Here is a 15,478-nt window from a genome sequence, read left to right as displayed (position 1 = left end):
GGCAACACAATAAAAATTTAATATGAAAAATAAATTAAAAATTCTAAGTTTTACATTCTTATTTTTAATAGTATCAGCTTGCAGTTCGGTTAAATTTAAAGATACAAAAACAGTTTCTTCCAAATTAAAATGGTCGGAAAGAATGGCTTTAACTTTAATGGAAAACCATCCACAATCTTACATGACCGATAATGTCAAAGAACCAAAATGGGATTATGTACACGGTTTGGTTTTAACGGGTTTTGAAAAACTATATCAAAAAACGGACAACATTAATTATTTTAATTACGTAAAATCTTATGCAGATTCAACCATAAATCCCGACGGAATAATCCCTTCCTACGACGCTTCAAAATACAATATCGATATGATCGAAGCAGGAAATATCCTTTTTCTTTTATACGATAAAACCAAAGAAGCAAAATATTTGACGGCAATGCAAACTTTGCGAAAGCAATTGGATACGCAGCCAAGAACTTCGGAAGGCGGATTTTGGCACAAAAAAACCTATCCAAACCAAATGTGGCTGGACGGACTTTACATGGGTGAAGCATTTTATTCTCATTATACCTCAAAATTTGAAAATGGAAAAAAACTGGATGATGTTGCCAAACAATTTGAAATTATCCAGAAACATTTGGTCGATCCGAAAACCGGTTTGCTTTACCATGGATGGGACGAAAGTAAAAAAATGGCCTGGGCAAATAAAACCACCGGAACTTCCCCCAATTTCTGGTCCAGATCGCTCGGTTGGTACGCCATGGCTTTGGTCGATGTTTTGGATAATTTCCCGGAAAAGCATCCAAAAAGAACAGAATTAATTTCTTATTTAAATCAATTAGCGCCGGCTTTGGCAAAAGTTCAGGATAAATCCGGCATGTGGTTTCAGGTCACAGATCAGGGAAATCGCGAAGGAAATTATTTGGAAGCCTCGGGAACTGCAATGTTCGCGTATGCTTTTGCAAAAGGCGCGAATAAAAATTATTTACCAAAATCTTACAAAATTTTAGCAGAAAAAGCATTTGACGGAATGACGCGTGATTTGGTAAAAGTGGATGAAAATGGTTTAGTGACGATAACGCAAGCGTGCGCAGTTGCAGGTTTGGGCGGAACGCCTTACAGAGACGGCTCATACGAGTATTACGTTAACGAAAGAAAACAGGATAATGATCCAAAAGCAACCGGACCGTTTATTTTAGCGGCTTTAGAATTGAATAAATAGAATTATTTGGGCAGCTTGATCCGCCTTCCGTTCCCAATCTTTTTGCTACGAGATTAATTTTTAAATAGAAAATTTTCGCAAGCAAAAAGGATTTCCACTCAAGTCGGGCTGCAATTGGGAAATAAGAATAAAGTTTATTTTTAAAAATAAAATGACAGTTATGAAATACCTTTTTGCATTTATATTTCTGATTTTCACACAATGTTTTATTGCGCAAAATACTTCAACAAAAATTGATGAATACATTATCACAGTTTCAAAAGACGGAAGTGCAGATTTTAAAACCATTCAGGAAGCCATAAATGCGTCTCCTGCTTTTCCTTATAAAAGAGTCACGATTTTAATAAAAAATGGTTTTTACAAAGAAAAAGTGAAAATCCCAAATTGTAATCCAATGCTTTCTTTGGTTGGCGAAAGTTCAGATAAAACAATTATTTCTTTTGATGATAATTTTAAAAAAATAAATTTAGGCAGAAATTCTACGTTTTACACACCAACTTTATCGGTAGAAGCAGATGAGATTTTAATTAAAAACTTAACCATAGAAAATACTTCTGGCGAAGTTGGACAAGCGATTGCACTTTCAATAACTGCCACAAAAGTAAAAGTTGAAAATTGCAAAATTTTAGGATTTCAAGATACTTTGTATGCGGCAGGAAACGGGAAGCAATATTTTAAAAATTGTTTTATCTCAGGAGGAACTGATTTCATTTTTGGCAATGCAACTGCTTTTTTTGAAAACTGTGAGATTTTAAATAAAACAAACTCCTTTACAACTGCCGCTTCCACGTCGGAAAATGCAGAGTTTGGTTTCGTTTTTTCTAATTGTAAAATTTTAGCAGAAAACGGAATTGATAAAGTTTTTTTAGGAAGACCCTGGCGAATTTTTGCTAAAACGGTTTATTTGAATTGCGATCTAGGCAAACAAATTTTATCAGAAGGTTGGAATAATTGGAATAAGCCTGATGCAGAAAAAGCAAGTTTTTATGCGGAATACAATAACAAAGGCGCGGGAAGTAAAATTGATAAAAGAGCAAATTGGTCGCATCAATTAACAAAAATTGAAGCGGAAAAATATACTTTAAAAAATGTTTTAGGAGATATTAAACTAACAAATAGCAAGCAGTGGTATGAAAATTTTTAAAATAATTTTAATTTCATCAATCGTTTTATTGGCTTGTAAAAGTGTGGAGAAAACTGCACAAAATAATCTAACTATTTATTGCGTCGGAGATTCTACAATGGCAACTAAAGTCAACCCGGATAAAAACCCGGAATATGGATGGGCACAGGTTTTACCGGAATTTTTAAAAAGTGATATTAAGATTGAAAATGCTGCAAAAAATGGCAGAAGCACGAAAAGTTTTATCGACGAAAAACGCTGGGATTCTGTTTACGTGAAATTAAAAAAAGGCGATTATGTCTTCATAGAATTTGGGCATAATGACGAGAAAAAAGAAGACCCAAAATGTTTTACAGAACCTTACACAACATACAAAACCAATTTAGAAAAATTTGTAAAAGAGAGTAGAAGCAAAGGTGCAATTCCGGTTTTATTTACTTCAATTGTGAGAAGAGATTTCGACGAAAGTGGAAAAATAAAATATACACACGGCAATTATACGGTTGTGACACTCTTGGTTGCGAAAGAATTAAATGTTCCAATGGTTGATATGGAAAATTTAACTAAAAAACTGGAAGAGTCTTATGGCGTTGAAGGTTCCAAAAAGTTGCATTTGCATTATGCGATTGGAGAAGATCCATATTATCCAAAAGGTCATAATGATGACACGCATTTATCAAAATTGGGCGCGATGAAAGTGGCTGGTTTGGCTGTAAATGCGCTGAAAAAGGAAGTTCCGGTTTTGAATAAATTTATTAAATAAGATAAATGAAATTTTTAAAACTATTTTTAATATTTTTTTCTATAATTTTCAGTCAAATTATTTTTGCTCAAATGGAAACTGTAAATCTTTGGCCCAATGAAATCCCAAATTCTATTGTAAATCCTAAATATAAGGAAGTCGATATTTTTGAGAATTCCGTTTTGGTTAAAGCAAGTAAAGTTTCAGTTCCGACGATTACAATTTATAAACCTGCAAAACCAAATGGAACGGCAGTTTTAATTTTTCCTGGTGGCGGTTATGAACATTTGAGCATGAAAAAAGAAGGTTTTCAGGTTGCAGAATGGTTGAATTCTTTGGGAATTACGGCTTTTTTGATAAAATACAGATTGCCTTCTGACAGCATTATGACGGATAAAAGTATTGGTCCTTTACGGGATGCGCAGGAAGCGATGCGTTTTGTAAGAAGAAATGCAGAAAAATATAATTTAAATAAAAAGAAAATTGGAGTGATTGGATTTTCTGCTGGTGGACATTTAGCAGCAACTTTGAGCACGCATTTCAAAGATGAGATTTATAAAAAAACGGACACTGTCAGTGCAAAACCAAATTTCAGTATTCTGATTTATCCTGTGATTTCTATGGATGAAAAAATAGCACATTTAGGTTCTCGAAAAGCACTTCTGGGTGAAAATCCTTCGGAACATTTAGTGCTAAAATTTTCTGCAGATAAAAATGTGAATTTTTCTACGCCAATCACTTTTTTAGCGCACGCAACTGATGATAAAAGTGTTCCAGTTGAAAATAGTGTTTCGTATTATCTGGCTTTAAAAGAGAAAAATATTCCAGCGGAAATGCATTTATACGAGAAAGGCGGACATGGTTTTGGCTTGGGAAATACTTCAAGTAATAAAACCTGGACAAAACAATGCGAACTCTGGTTGGAATCAAACAATTTTAAATATAATTATTGATTGACCTTTTTAAAAGACGATTTTCATTAATTACTAATCAAAAAAAAATCCCTTCTTAAATTAATAAGAAGGGATTTCAATTTAAAAATGATATTTACAAAAAACTATTTTTTAATGATCATCTTTTGAAAGCTGCCTTGTTTTGTTACCGCTCTCACAATATAATTGCCTGTCGTCAAAGAACTTAAATCTATTGATTTTAAAGTTTTTGCTTCAAATTTTTTAACTAGAGCGCCGCTCATGCTGTAGATCTCTACTCTTAAAATATCATCCGAAGTGGTGAAATTTAGAACAGAGGAAACAGGATTTGGATAAATAGCCAGTTTGTTTTTGAAAGCATCGCTTACACTCAAATTACCGTTATATTCAGTTTTAATGTAATATAAATTGGTTGTATCGCCTTTAGTAATAGAATTTGCGCCTGCCGGTACATTAGGTATTACAACAACCCCATTGTTTGCGTTATAAGAAACACCGTTTAGTTTGATTTTTAACGCAAAACCAGGATCAAAAACCAAAGTTAAGGTTGAAATTGCACTTGTTGTGTAAGTGATATTCGTTGCTGTCTCAATTTTTAATCTTGTAGTAAGAGTTAAACCATCATAAGTAGTACTTCCGTTTGTGCTGTTGATATTTCCAGAAATATTATAAAATGTACTTACTTTTCCATCTGTCGTGAAATTTTGGATCAGATTTCCTGAAGAAGTTCCTGCCAACGTAATTGTCCCGTTTAAAGATACCGGAGTTCCTGTTGCTCCTGAAGTTGTAACTGTGAAAGAAACATTAGCTGTCGGCGTACCGGAAACTGTGATCGTTTTAGCTGTTGTATCTTTCACAAAAGTAATACCTGAAGCTGGTAATGCGCTTACTGAAGCGTCTGTAGCATCACCTCCATACGTAAAAATCATTGGATCAATTGCTGTATTTGCAGCAACGGTCTGGCTGTTATTTGTAGAAGAAGTTAAAGTCTGAGTAGTTGCCGCGGAATTTTCACCCTGTACGAAAACTAAATTTGTTTTATAATTGCTAACCGCCGTTTTCAAGGCTTGGTTAACTAAATATGCGGTGTCATCCACCGAATTATTAAATGTGAATTTTAAATCACCTCCAAAATCACGACCTGCGTATTGAATCGTTTTATCTCTTGCCGCCAACGGTAGATCCGGTACAAGATTTTTCACATAATAAGCCGGATCTGTATCGAAGTTATTATAAGTATTTGCGCCAGCTTTAGATTTTACACTTGCAGAAACCTGCTCAGCGCGGGTTGCCGGAACATAAGCATCAAAATCTGTGGTAGAATTAATGACACCAGTAATATTAAATGCAGGATTTGGATCTGCATATGGTACAAAACGCATATCATTAGTCGCGATATCTGTATCTAAAGTATTGTTAAAAGCTTTTATACTTCCACCATCTTCACTCGAAAATGTGCCTTGATTTCCTGGGTCATTCATCATTTTACCCGGGCTCCAGACATCAGTTCCCTGTAAAGAAACCATCATTGGATGTTTAGAATTACGGTAATAATTGTTTTCTACAAAAAGGGAAGAACCCTCTGTCGAACCTGCGCCGTATTTAGAAATTCCGTCAAAATAATTATTATATATGTGTGCAGAATAAAAACGAACACGTGGATGTCTTGAATCTGAATGATCAAACCAGTTATGGTGGTAAGTGATATACAGACCAACTGTCGTATTTTCACTTAAACCCAATAAACTTGATTTTCCATTGTCATGAAAGTGATTGTAGGAAATAGTAATAAAAGTAGAACCTTTCACATCCATCGCGCCGTCACCTTTTACCTGATCAGCATCACTCCCTGCATTACCATAAAACATATCATTGTTGTGTATCCAGATATGATCATTATCCTGCTGTAATCCAAAATCATCGCCTGCAATACTGTCGCAGTTCATTGCTGCAAGATTTCTGACTTCTAAATTGGTCATACCTTTCACGCGAACGCTCCATCCATTAGTAACAGCATCATCGCCAACACCTTCCATTGTGATAGATCCGGCCACATTATTATTATTTTCAAAAACAATATCACCACCTTGCATGTAACTTAGGTCAGTGATATTTCCAATTAATCTTATAATTAAAGGTCTGTTGTCTTTTCCTTTTTTAAAACCTTCTAAAATTGTTTGTAAACCAACACAAGGGTTTGCTGTTGCGCCAGTTACTGTTAGCGAGACTGTATTTTTTGTATTTTGAGTAACGTAAATAATAACAGCATTCGATTTCTCTGTTCCGTCCAGATTATAAGCACTTGGATTATAACCGCCTGAGAATGCGAAACCTGTCCTGTCGTGTGCTGCAACGGCAATATTTCCACTTACAGTTAAAGTACCTTCCGCACCGCCGATTACCGGGGCAACACTAACTGTATAATTTCCTGCAGCCAATCCTAAAACATCAGCACGAAAATACGAGCCATAACTTCTTATTAGTTGTGTGTCAATTTTTTTCTTGGTGATGCCGTTTCCGGTGTAGTAAACGTTATAGCTTGTAGCGCCACTCACCGGCGTCCATTTTATGTAGGCAGATTCCAGCCAGCCTGCAGATTCTGTGATCGTCACAGCCTGCGCTTTTACAACTATCGCAAGCAGTAAAAAACTTAATGAAAGAAATAATTTTTTTAACATCTTTTTCTGATTATTTAATTTAAAATTTGAAAAATTTATAACCGATTTCATATATGTAATCGATTGCACAAATATATTATATTTTTTGGGATATTGTATTTATTTTTATTTAAATATTAAAATTTCGTAATATTTTATTGAAATTTTTTTTTATTATTTTACGTTATTGAGCAATCGTAATAAAATTCACTGATTCATTGCTATTGATTTCTTTTATTTAGGTCTAAAACTTGTTACAAAATCAAAAAAATTATTATGAAAAAAATATTGATGATTCTTACGTCACATAGCTCTTTGATAAATACGGACAGTAAAACCGGAGTTTGGCTGGAAGAATTTACAGATCCATTTTATGATTTTAAAGATGCAGGTTTTGAAACTACTTTGGCGAGCGTAAAAGGTGGTGAACCTCCTATAGATCCAACAAGTGCATTAACAGAAAATATCACCGCATCAAACAGAAGATATCAGGATGACGAAATTCTTCAGAATCAATTTAAAACTACAAAAAAAATCAGTGAAGTACAGGCTGCAGATTACGACGCACTTTTTATTTCTGGTGGACACGGTCCATTGTTCGATCTTTCAGAAGATGCAGAAACAGGGAAACTGATCATTGATTTTTATAATGCCGGCAAATATGTAACCGCAGTTTGTCATGGTTCTGCTGCCTTTATTGCCGCAGAAAATCATCAAAATGGCTTCTTAAAAAATAAAAACATGACCTGTTTTAGCAATATAGAAGAAAAATTGGTAGGTAAAACTGATCAGGTTCCTTATTTACTAGAAGATAAACTGAATAGTTTAGGTGCCAAAATTGAAAATGCAATAATACCTTTTAATTCTAATGTAAAATTAGATGGCTTTTTAATTACTGGTCAAAATCCGTTATCAGCGGGAGCTGCAGCAAAAGAACTTATAAAAAAAATCGGCTAAAAAATTAGAATAAAAGATTTTTGACCGCTTGATTTATTTCAGGCGGTTTTTTTATTTTAGTTAAATTCTTTTATTATTGCAAAAGGAAATCGCAAAAATGAAGAAACTTTTAATAATCGGCGCCGTTTGGCCGGAACCAAATTCTACCGCAGCTGGTAAAAGAATGTTGCAGATAATTTCAATTTTTAAAGATTTAAATTATGAAATCACTTTTTGTTCAACGGCTTCAAAATCAGAACATTCATTCGATTTAAATTTTCTCAATATTTCTTCAGAAAATATTTTATTAAATGATTCGAGTTTTGACGATTTTGTCAAAAAATTTCAGCCAGATGTCGTTTTGTTTGACCGTTTTATGACAGAAGAACAATTTGGTTGGCGAGTTGCAGAAAACGTTCCAAATGCGACGAAAATTTTAGATACAGAAGATCTTCATTTTTTAAGAAAACAGCGTGAAATTGATTTTAAAAGTGAAGAAGAAAATACAAGCCAAAAAGAAATTTCAGATACATTCATCCGTGAAATTTCTTCCATTTTAAGATGCGATCTGTCTTTAATTATTTCTGATTTTGAGCAGAATTTATTAATAGAAAAATATAAAATTAATCCTGAAATTTTATACTATTTACCAATGTTTTCAGAGAAATTTAAAGGTGAAATTCCAGGTTTTCAAGAGCGCAAAAACTTTATGCACATTGGTAATTTTTTACATGAACCAAATTGGCAAACAGTTTTAATTTTAAAAAAACTTTGGAAAAGTATTAAACAAAAATTACCTGACAGCGAACTTCATATTTACGGAAGTTATGTAACGGAAAAAGCCAAGCAACTTCACAACGAAAAAGAAGGATTTATTATAAAAGGAAGAGCAAATTCTGTGGAAGAAGTTTTTTTAAATTATAAGGTTTTGCTTGCAAGAATTCCTTTCGGTGCGGGAATTAAAGGGAAATTATTAGAAAGCATGGAATTCGGTTTGCCAAATATCACTACAGAAATCGGCGCGGAAGGAATCCAGTTTGACGAAAACTGGAATGGATTCATCACAAAATCAGACGAAGAATTTATTGAAAAATCAATTAATTTATATTCTGTTTCTTCAATATGGGAAAATTCACAGAAAATCGGTTTTGAAATTTTAGATAAAAAATTCAAAAGAAATTTGTTTGAACAAGGATTTATTGAAAGAATTCAAAGTTTAAGCGAGAATTTGGAATCTCACAGAAATGAAAATTATTTAGGAAAAATTTTACAACAAAATGCACTACAATCCACAAAATTTATGAGCAAATGGATCGAAGAAAAGAATAAGAAATTGAAATAATTATTTGTCTCGCAGATTTTACAGATTCCGCAGATTAAAGGCAAAATAATAAATCTGCTTAATCTGGAAGATCTGCGAGGCAAAAACCAAAGAATTTTGTAAGAATCGAGTTAGCCGTGAATCGTTTCACCAGTTCCAAAACTTTTTATAATTCTTGCTTCTTCTTCCAACCAGGCATTCCAGCGCGATTCTACGTCAATCGTTTCGGCATATTTTCGGGCAAAATTAATAAAAGTCGCATAATGTCCCGCCTCACTTTCCATTAATTCCCAGTAAAATTTTGCAAGTTTTTCGTCTTTAATAGTTTCCGCTAAAACTTTAAATCGTTCGCAACTTCTGGCTTCGATCATGGCAGCAAAAAGTAATCTTTCAATTAAACCGGATTCACGTTCGCCTGTTGAAGATTTTTTCATGTATTTTGCCAGTTCGCCAACGTAATCGTCTTTTCTCTCTCGCAAAAATTCGTAACCGCGTTCCAAAATGATATCGTGAACCATCTTAAAATGTTCCATTTCTTCGATGGAAATTTTCAGCATTTCCGTCACCAATTCGGGTTTTTCAGAATTCTGGATAATTAAATGAATGGCGTTTGTCGCCGCTTTTTGTTCGCACCACGCGTGATCTGAAAGAATTTCCTGTAAATTATTTTCTGCAATATTCGCCCATCTTGGGTCGGTTGGTAATTTTAATCGAAACATTTAATTCGTTTTCTATTTATTTTTTAAAATTTCTGCTCTCGCAGATTTAACAGATGACGCAGATTTTTAGTTAGTTTAGGTATTGATCTGCTTTATCTGCAAAATCCGCGAGAAAAATATCTAACTATAGTAATTAAAAAACTTAAAGAAATTTTATTTTTCAGCGTATTTAAAAAAACTGAAACTCACATTTCCATATTTTCTCGTATCTTGAAGATGTTCACTTTCAAATTTCACTTTGCTTTGGTGTTCTAAAATGAAAAGTCCAGTTGGTTTTAAAAACTCATTGTCAAAAATCCCCTTAATTATTTTGTCGTATTCTTTTTGTTCAGTTTCAAACGGCGGATCTGCAAAAATAATATCGTAAGATTTTTGTGCTTTATTTTTTCGGATGTATTCAAAAACATCGGCGCGGTTGGTTCTAATTTGTATCGCCATATCCAATTCTGCTGAGGTAGAATTAATAAAACCAATGTGTTTTGCGTTGTTATCAACCGACGTAATGTCTTTACATTCTCTTGAAGCGAATTCTAAAGTCACACTTCCAATACCACAAAAAAGATCTAAAACTGAACAAAATTCAAACTCAAATTTATTCTGCAAAATGCTAAAAAGCGCTTCTTTAGCAAAATCTGTGGTCGGACGAACATCGAAATTTTTTGGTGCAGAAATTTTTTTGGCTTTCCATTTTCCGGCTATTATTCTGTACATATTTTAGTTTTTGGTTGTTTTAAAAGATTTTAAATTTAGAATTTAAAACTTTGTGTCTTAAAATTTCCTTCTTTGTGAAAATCTTTGTGCGCTTTGTGGTAAAATTAAAGGTCTAATATAAAATAAAATTCTGCTTGTGAAGATTATCAAATTTAATAGATAAATGTTTTACGAACTTTCGTAATTCTGATATAAACGTTTCATTTTCAGTTGTTTCACCGTAAACATAAAAGTGGGTTTCGGAAATCGAAAAGTTAATTTTATTTAAAGTAAACATAATAAAATAAAGAAAATCTACTTCAGAATTTAGATCCAAATTATTGTATAAAACCAATTTTTTACCATTAATGGCGATAAATTCGCATTGATTTTGGTAAAGATTAATATGAATTTCCGGACTCTTTTTTGGCAAAATAGAATTCAAAAACTTCTCACCTGAAAAATTAAAATTTGCAGGCTTTTCAAGCAATTTTATTTTTTGATAAAGCTTTTTTGGAAACGTATAATAAAACTGAACACCAAATTTTTTATTAACGGAAAGCATCAATTCTTCTTTATTTTCGTCAACCGCAGAATTGTAAGAAATCAATTTGTAACCCGATTCGTGCTGCGTAAATTCTTCCGGCATCAAAGCAAAATGATTCAAAGCTGAAATAACCTCAATTTCCTGAAAATTATTTTTTTCAAGTATTATATCTAAATTTTCTGAGATGAAATTTTCGGAAGATCCATCTTCTTTAAAATAAAAATGGTCTTCGAGAACCGTTTTATTTTTAAAAAGTTGATATTGTAATCCGTCTTTCGTAAAAAGTAATTTTAATTTCTGCATGAAGTGCAAATTTATCAAAATTTTACCAAATACTCATTTTATTATAAGAATGGAAAATGAAGATATTTTTAAAGAAAAGTCACCAAAACATTTCCCGAACTGTGAAAGAAAAAATCATCTTCTTCATATTGAATTCCGACATAACCTTTCAAATAATCGTAAACTAAATTCTGTAAAATGCCGTCACCAATGCCGTGAATCACATTTAATTTTTTAATATAATTTTTTTTGCAATAATCTAAATTGTCAATCAAAGTTTCTTTCTGGATTTGCAACCTTTCAAAAGCAGAGTATTCTGCCGTGTTTTTGACTAATTTTTCAAAATGTAAATCGATATTTCGGACGTTATCTGAATTTTTTTTACTTGATTTTTTCTCTAAGTTATCTTTAATTAAAACTTTAGATTTTTCATATAAATTGCTTTCTCTGGGAATTATTTTAGAAATTTCAATAGAATGTTCAAAACCAAATTCATCTTCAATAATGGCAAAATCTTTACCAATAGAAATAATTGTTCCTTTGGTTGTTTCATCTAACACCGAAATTAAATCGCCTTTTTTCATCGATTTCCAAGTTCTATTATATTCAAATTCTCAATTTTATCGCCATTAATTTCAAACTGCATCATCGTTCGCACTTTATGCCAGCCTTGTTTTCCGCAAGCACCTGGATTTAAATGTAGGAGTTCATATTTTTTGTCATACATCGCTTTCAAAATATGCGAATGTCCGGAAATGAAAACTTGGGGTTTGTGTTTTTCAATTTCAATCTTTGCCAATTGAGAATACCGATTTGGATATCCGCCGATGTGAATCATCAAAACAGAAACTTCTTCGCACTTAAAACTTAAAACTTCCGGAACAATTCTTCTGATTTTTTCATTGTCGATATTTCCGTAAACGCCATGAAATTTTTTCATTTTCTCTAAACTTTCCACCACTTCAAGACTTCCAAAATCTCCTGCGTGCCAAACTTCATCGGCATTTTGCGCATAATCTAAAATACGCTCGTCCATATAAGAATGTGTGTCGGAAAGTAGTAAGATTTTCATTCGCTCAAAGTTGAGATAATTTTTTTTATAATTAAAATAAGTTTGTTAATTTTTTGGGCAGCAATTTCCGCCTTCCGTTCCCAATCTTTTTTTCAAATGCAAAAAAAGGATTTTCACTCAAGTCGGGCTGCAATTTTTCAAACATTCACCATTATCGCAAATAATTTAAAGTGTGTCGTTTAAAGAAATTAAGTTCTTTTAAATCTGTTCTTTTGCCTTGAAGCAAAAGAACCAAAAATTCAAGACTGGAAACTCACCTAAAAATTAAACTTTTGTCCTAAAATTTCCAAACTCGGGCGGAGAGTTTAATTGTTTTTTTGAGTTGTTAACTATTGCCGCCACTCAAACACTGGAAATTTCTTAACGGTCAAAAGTTTAATTTTCTTTACGGCTCCGTTTCCTAATTCGGAAGAGAAAATAAATGAAATTCTAGCCCCGATAGCAGTGGAAATCCCTTTATTTTTTTTAGAAAAAATAAAAGATTACAACGAAAAGCGGGACGAGGTTTCGGAAAAAATACAAATCTTGTTGCTTCTAATTTTATAAATTTGCAGAATGCAGCGCTATTTTATTGAATTCAGTTATTTCGGAAAAAATTATTTTGGTTACCAAAGGCAACCACGCGAAATTTCCGTTCAGGAAGTTCTGGAAAATGCGCTTTCCACAAAACTTCGCACCGGAATAAAAATTGTAGGCGCGGGAAGAACGGACACCGGCGTTCACGCAAAAAAAATGTTTGCGCATTTTGAAACTGCCGAAAATTTAGAAGAAAATTTTGTTTATCAACTCAATAGTTTGCTGCCGGAAGATATTTCGGTTTTTAAAGTTTTTAAAGTTAAAAATGAATTCCACGCGCGTTTTGATGCGACCTTCAGAACTTATGAATACCAGATTTCTTTAGAAAAAAATCCATTTACCACCGATTTTTCCTGGCAAATCAGACGTGGGAAAATTGATGTTGAAATAATGAATGCAGCCTGCAAAATACTTTTTGAAACGACAGATTTCACCAGTTTTGCAAAATTACACGCTGATAATAAAACCAATAATTGCAAAATTTACAAAGCGGTTTGGGAACAAAATGGAAATGAATTAAAATTCACGATTTCTGCAGACAGATTTTTGCGGAATATGGTTCGTGCAATTGTCGGAACGATGATCGATCTGGGCGCGGGAAAGATTTCTTTAGAAGATTTTAAGGAAATTATTTTAGCAAAAAATCGAAATTTAGCGGGAACTTCTGCGCCACCGCAAGGTCTTTTTTTGGTGGATGTTGGATATGATTTTTCCATTTAATTTTACTTTTTTTGACTGAAAATATAGATTCCGTCGATTGTGAAAGTTTTATTGTTTGCGTAACTTTGCGACAATGAAAGAACAGAGCACGGGCACAATTCTAAAAAGACTTTTTAAGATCGGGATGAAATTTCGGTCGTGGTTTATTTTCACGCTGTTCATTTCCATATTGTTGGCGGTAGTGTCGGTTTACCGTCCTTTTTTGACGATGAATGTGGTAGATGATGACATCATAAAATCAAGGGACTTTTCGAAATTGATGCCGCATATTTATATTTTAATTGCGCTGGTTTTTGCGGAATCTATTCTTAATTTTTTTCTTGTTTATTTTTCAAACTTTATTTCGCAAAATGTAATTCGGGATATTCGAGAACGACTTTATCATAAACTCATTTATTTTAAAACCTCTTTTTTTGATAAAACCCCGATCGGTCAATTGGTTACGCGTGCTGTGAGTGATGTTGAGACGATTTCCACAGTTTATACAGACGGTTTTTTGATGGTTTTCGGCGATGTTTTAAGAATAGTTTTTGTTTTGGTCGCGATGTTTTTGGTCAATGTTCACTTGAGTTATATCTCTTTGGCCATTTTGCCTTTGATGGTTGTCATTACAAGATTTTTCCAGAAAAGATTGAAGAAAGCCTTTGGTGATGAGCGAACTTGGACGGCGACGCAAAATAGTTTTGTGCAGGAACGATTGTCTGGAATGTCGATTATTCAGGTTTTCAATAGACAAGACGCAGAATTTAAAAAGTTTGACGATATTAATATCAGTCTAAAAAGTGCGCTTTTAAGAACGGTCTATATTTTCTCTTTGTTTTTTCCTGTTGTAGAATTAATTTCTTCCGTTTTTATTGGTTTAATTTTATTTTACGGTGGTTATATTAAAATTTTTCCGGGTGAGATCATTGCTTTTATTCAATATATTTCTATGTTAATTCGTCCTTTAAGACAAATTGCGGATCGTTTTAATAATATCCAACGAGGCTTGGTTGGCGCTGAACGTGTTTTGGGAGTGATGGATGAAAATTTTGAAATGCCCAATTTAGGAAAAGTTAGTAAAGATACTTTTGACGGAAAAATTGAGTTTAAGGATGTCTATTTTTCTTATGATGAGAAGCAGGAGGTTTTAAAAGGTATTAGTTTTAAGGTAAATCCGGGTGAAACTGTCGCAATTGTTGGTGCAACTGGCGCAGGAAAATCCACAATCATCAGTTTAATTACCAGACTTTATGATATTAATTCCGGTAAAATTTTACTGGATGATGTTAATCTGAAAGATTACGAACTTTATAATCTTCGGGAACATATTGGTGTGGTTTTGCAGGATGTTTTCTTATTTCACGGAACGGTTTTTGAAAATCTTTCTTTTGGTGATGAAAGTGTCACTTTAGAAAAAATAAAAGCCGTTGCAAAAGATATTGAAGTAGATGATTTTATTGAAAGTTTACCCGGCGGTTATGATTTTGTCGTGAGTGAAAGAGGTTCTTCTATTTCCCTTGGGCAAAGACAATTATTGTCATTTTTACGTGCTTACCTTTCTGATCCAAAAATCTTAATTTTAGATGAAGCGACTTCGTCAGTAGATATTGAAAGTGAAAAACTGATCCAAAAAGCGACGGAAAAAATCACCAAAAACAGAACTTCAATTATTATTGCGCACCGACTTTCAACAATTGTGAATGCGGATAAAATTATCGTGATGGATGATGGTAAAATTGTGGAAGCAGGAACACACATTGAACTTTTGGCTGAGAATGGGTATTATTCGAAACTTTACCAAGGACAACTTAAAGTTGAAGAAGAAGTTTAGAAAATTTATGGTAAAAAATGAAAGGCATAAAAGAGTGAGAATTTTCATGGAATGTTTTTGTAACTCTTTGACGTTAATTTTTGGAGAATGTTAAATCTTATGCGAGTTAATGATGTTGCGGTTTAT

14 protein-coding genes are annotated in these 15,478 nt (G+C 33.1%); 8 read left to right on the top strand and 6 right to left on the bottom strand.

Annotated features, from left to right (window positions below):
* Positions 1-22 precede the first annotated feature (22 nt).
* The 4 genes from BM238_RS13205 (at position 23) to BM238_RS13185 (ending at position 4,040) form a co-directional block, all read left to right on the top strand.
* Positions 23-1,222 (top strand): glycoside hydrolase family 88/105 protein, encoded by a 1,200-nt coding sequence (locus BM238_RS13205; protein ID WP_090082233.1) that lies wholly within the window; start codon positions 23-25, stop codon positions 1,220-1,222.
* A gap of 160 nt (positions 1,223-1,382) precedes the next feature.
* Complete coding sequence (locus tag BM238_RS13195; RefSeq protein WP_090082224.1) at positions 1,383-2,366, top strand: pectinesterase family protein; 984 nt, start codon at positions 1,383-1,385, stop codon at positions 2,364-2,366.
* Positions 2,353-3,108: a rhamnogalacturonan acetylesterase gene (locus tag BM238_RS13190; protein WP_090082220.1), complete on the top strand. Its 756-nt coding sequence runs from the start codon at positions 2,353-2,355 to the stop codon at positions 3,106-3,108. Before BM238_RS13195 ends, BM238_RS13190 begins: the two co-directional genes overlap by 14 nt.
* Positions 3,109-3,179: 71 nt before the next feature.
* Positions 3,180-4,040 carry an alpha/beta hydrolase gene (locus BM238_RS13185; protein ID WP_233741973.1) on the top strand — a complete coding sequence of 287 codons (861 nt, stop codon included), beginning with the start codon at positions 3,180-3,182 and terminating at the stop codon, positions 4,038-4,040.
* Between the two features lie 104 nt (positions 4,041-4,144).
* On the opposite strand, the gene BM238_RS13180 is transcribed toward BM238_RS13185, so the two are convergent.
* Complete coding sequence (locus BM238_RS13180; RefSeq protein ID WP_090082769.1) at positions 4,145-6,697, bottom strand: pectate lyase family protein; 2,553 nt, start codon at positions 6,695-6,697, stop codon at positions 4,145-4,147.
* Positions 6,698-6,952: 255 nt separating this feature from the next.
* Here BM238_RS13180 and BM238_RS13175 point away from each other — a divergent pair, with 255 nt between their 5' ends.
* Both BM238_RS13175 and BM238_RS13170 read left to right on the top strand, forming a co-directional pair.
* Positions 6,953-7,633: a type 1 glutamine amidotransferase domain-containing protein gene (locus BM238_RS13175; RefSeq protein WP_233741971.1), complete on the top strand. Its 681-nt coding sequence runs from the start codon at positions 6,953-6,955 to the stop codon at positions 7,631-7,633.
* A gap of 97 nt (positions 7,634-7,730) precedes the next feature.
* Positions 7,731-8,954 carry a glycosyltransferase gene (locus tag BM238_RS13170; protein WP_090082762.1) on the top strand — a complete coding sequence of 408 codons (1,224 nt, stop codon included), beginning with the start codon at positions 7,731-7,733 and terminating at the stop codon, positions 8,952-8,954.
* A 110-nt stretch (positions 8,955-9,064) separates the two neighbouring features.
* Here BM238_RS13170 and miaE read toward each other — a convergent pair whose 3' ends face one another.
* The 5 genes from miaE to BM238_RS13145 form a co-directional block, all read right to left on the bottom strand.
* Positions 9,065-9,652 (bottom strand): MiaE family protein, encoded by a 588-nt coding sequence (gene miaE / locus BM238_RS13165; RefSeq protein WP_090082211.1) that lies wholly within the window; start codon positions 9,650-9,652, stop codon positions 9,065-9,067.
* Between the two features lie 153 nt (positions 9,653-9,805).
* Positions 9,806-10,363 (bottom strand): RsmD family RNA methyltransferase, encoded by a 558-nt coding sequence (locus BM238_RS13160; RefSeq protein WP_090082207.1) that lies wholly within the window; start codon positions 10,361-10,363, stop codon positions 9,806-9,808.
* Between the two features lie 112 nt (positions 10,364-10,475).
* Entirely contained in the window at positions 10,476-11,192 is a 717-nt protein-coding gene (locus tag BM238_RS13155; protein ID WP_090082204.1) for a DUF3822 family protein, read from the bottom strand.
* Between the two features lie 68 nt (positions 11,193-11,260).
* A complete protein-coding gene (locus BM238_RS13150; RefSeq protein ID WP_090082201.1) occupies positions 11,261-11,755 on the bottom strand; it encodes a Smr/MutS family protein in 495 nt (164 codons plus the stop codon).
* Positions 11,752-12,243: a metallophosphoesterase family protein gene (locus BM238_RS13145; RefSeq protein WP_090082199.1), complete on the bottom strand. Its 492-nt coding sequence runs from the start codon at positions 12,241-12,243 to the stop codon at positions 11,752-11,754. Before BM238_RS13145 ends, BM238_RS13150 begins: the two co-directional genes overlap by 4 nt.
* A 555-nt stretch (positions 12,244-12,798) precedes the next feature.
* Here BM238_RS13145 and truA point away from each other — a divergent pair.
* On the top strand, positions 12,799-13,539 hold the full coding sequence (truA, locus tag BM238_RS13140) for a tRNA pseudouridine(38-40) synthase TruA (RefSeq protein ID WP_090082197.1): 741 nt from the start codon (positions 12,799-12,801) through the stop codon (positions 13,537-13,539).
* Positions 13,540-13,612: 73 nt separating this feature from the next.
* Positions 13,613-15,352, top strand: a complete 1,740-nt coding sequence (locus BM238_RS13135; protein ID WP_090082195.1) for an ABC transporter ATP-binding protein — start codon at positions 13,613-13,615, stop codon at positions 15,350-15,352.
* Positions 15,353-15,478 lie beyond the last annotated feature (126 nt).

It is taken from the genome of Halpernia frigidisoli (assembly GCF_900113805.1).
Lineage (GTDB): Bacteria > Bacteroidota > Bacteroidia > Flavobacteriales > Weeksellaceae > Halpernia > Halpernia frigidisoli.
This window is presented reverse-complemented; position numbering and strand designations above follow the sequence as displayed.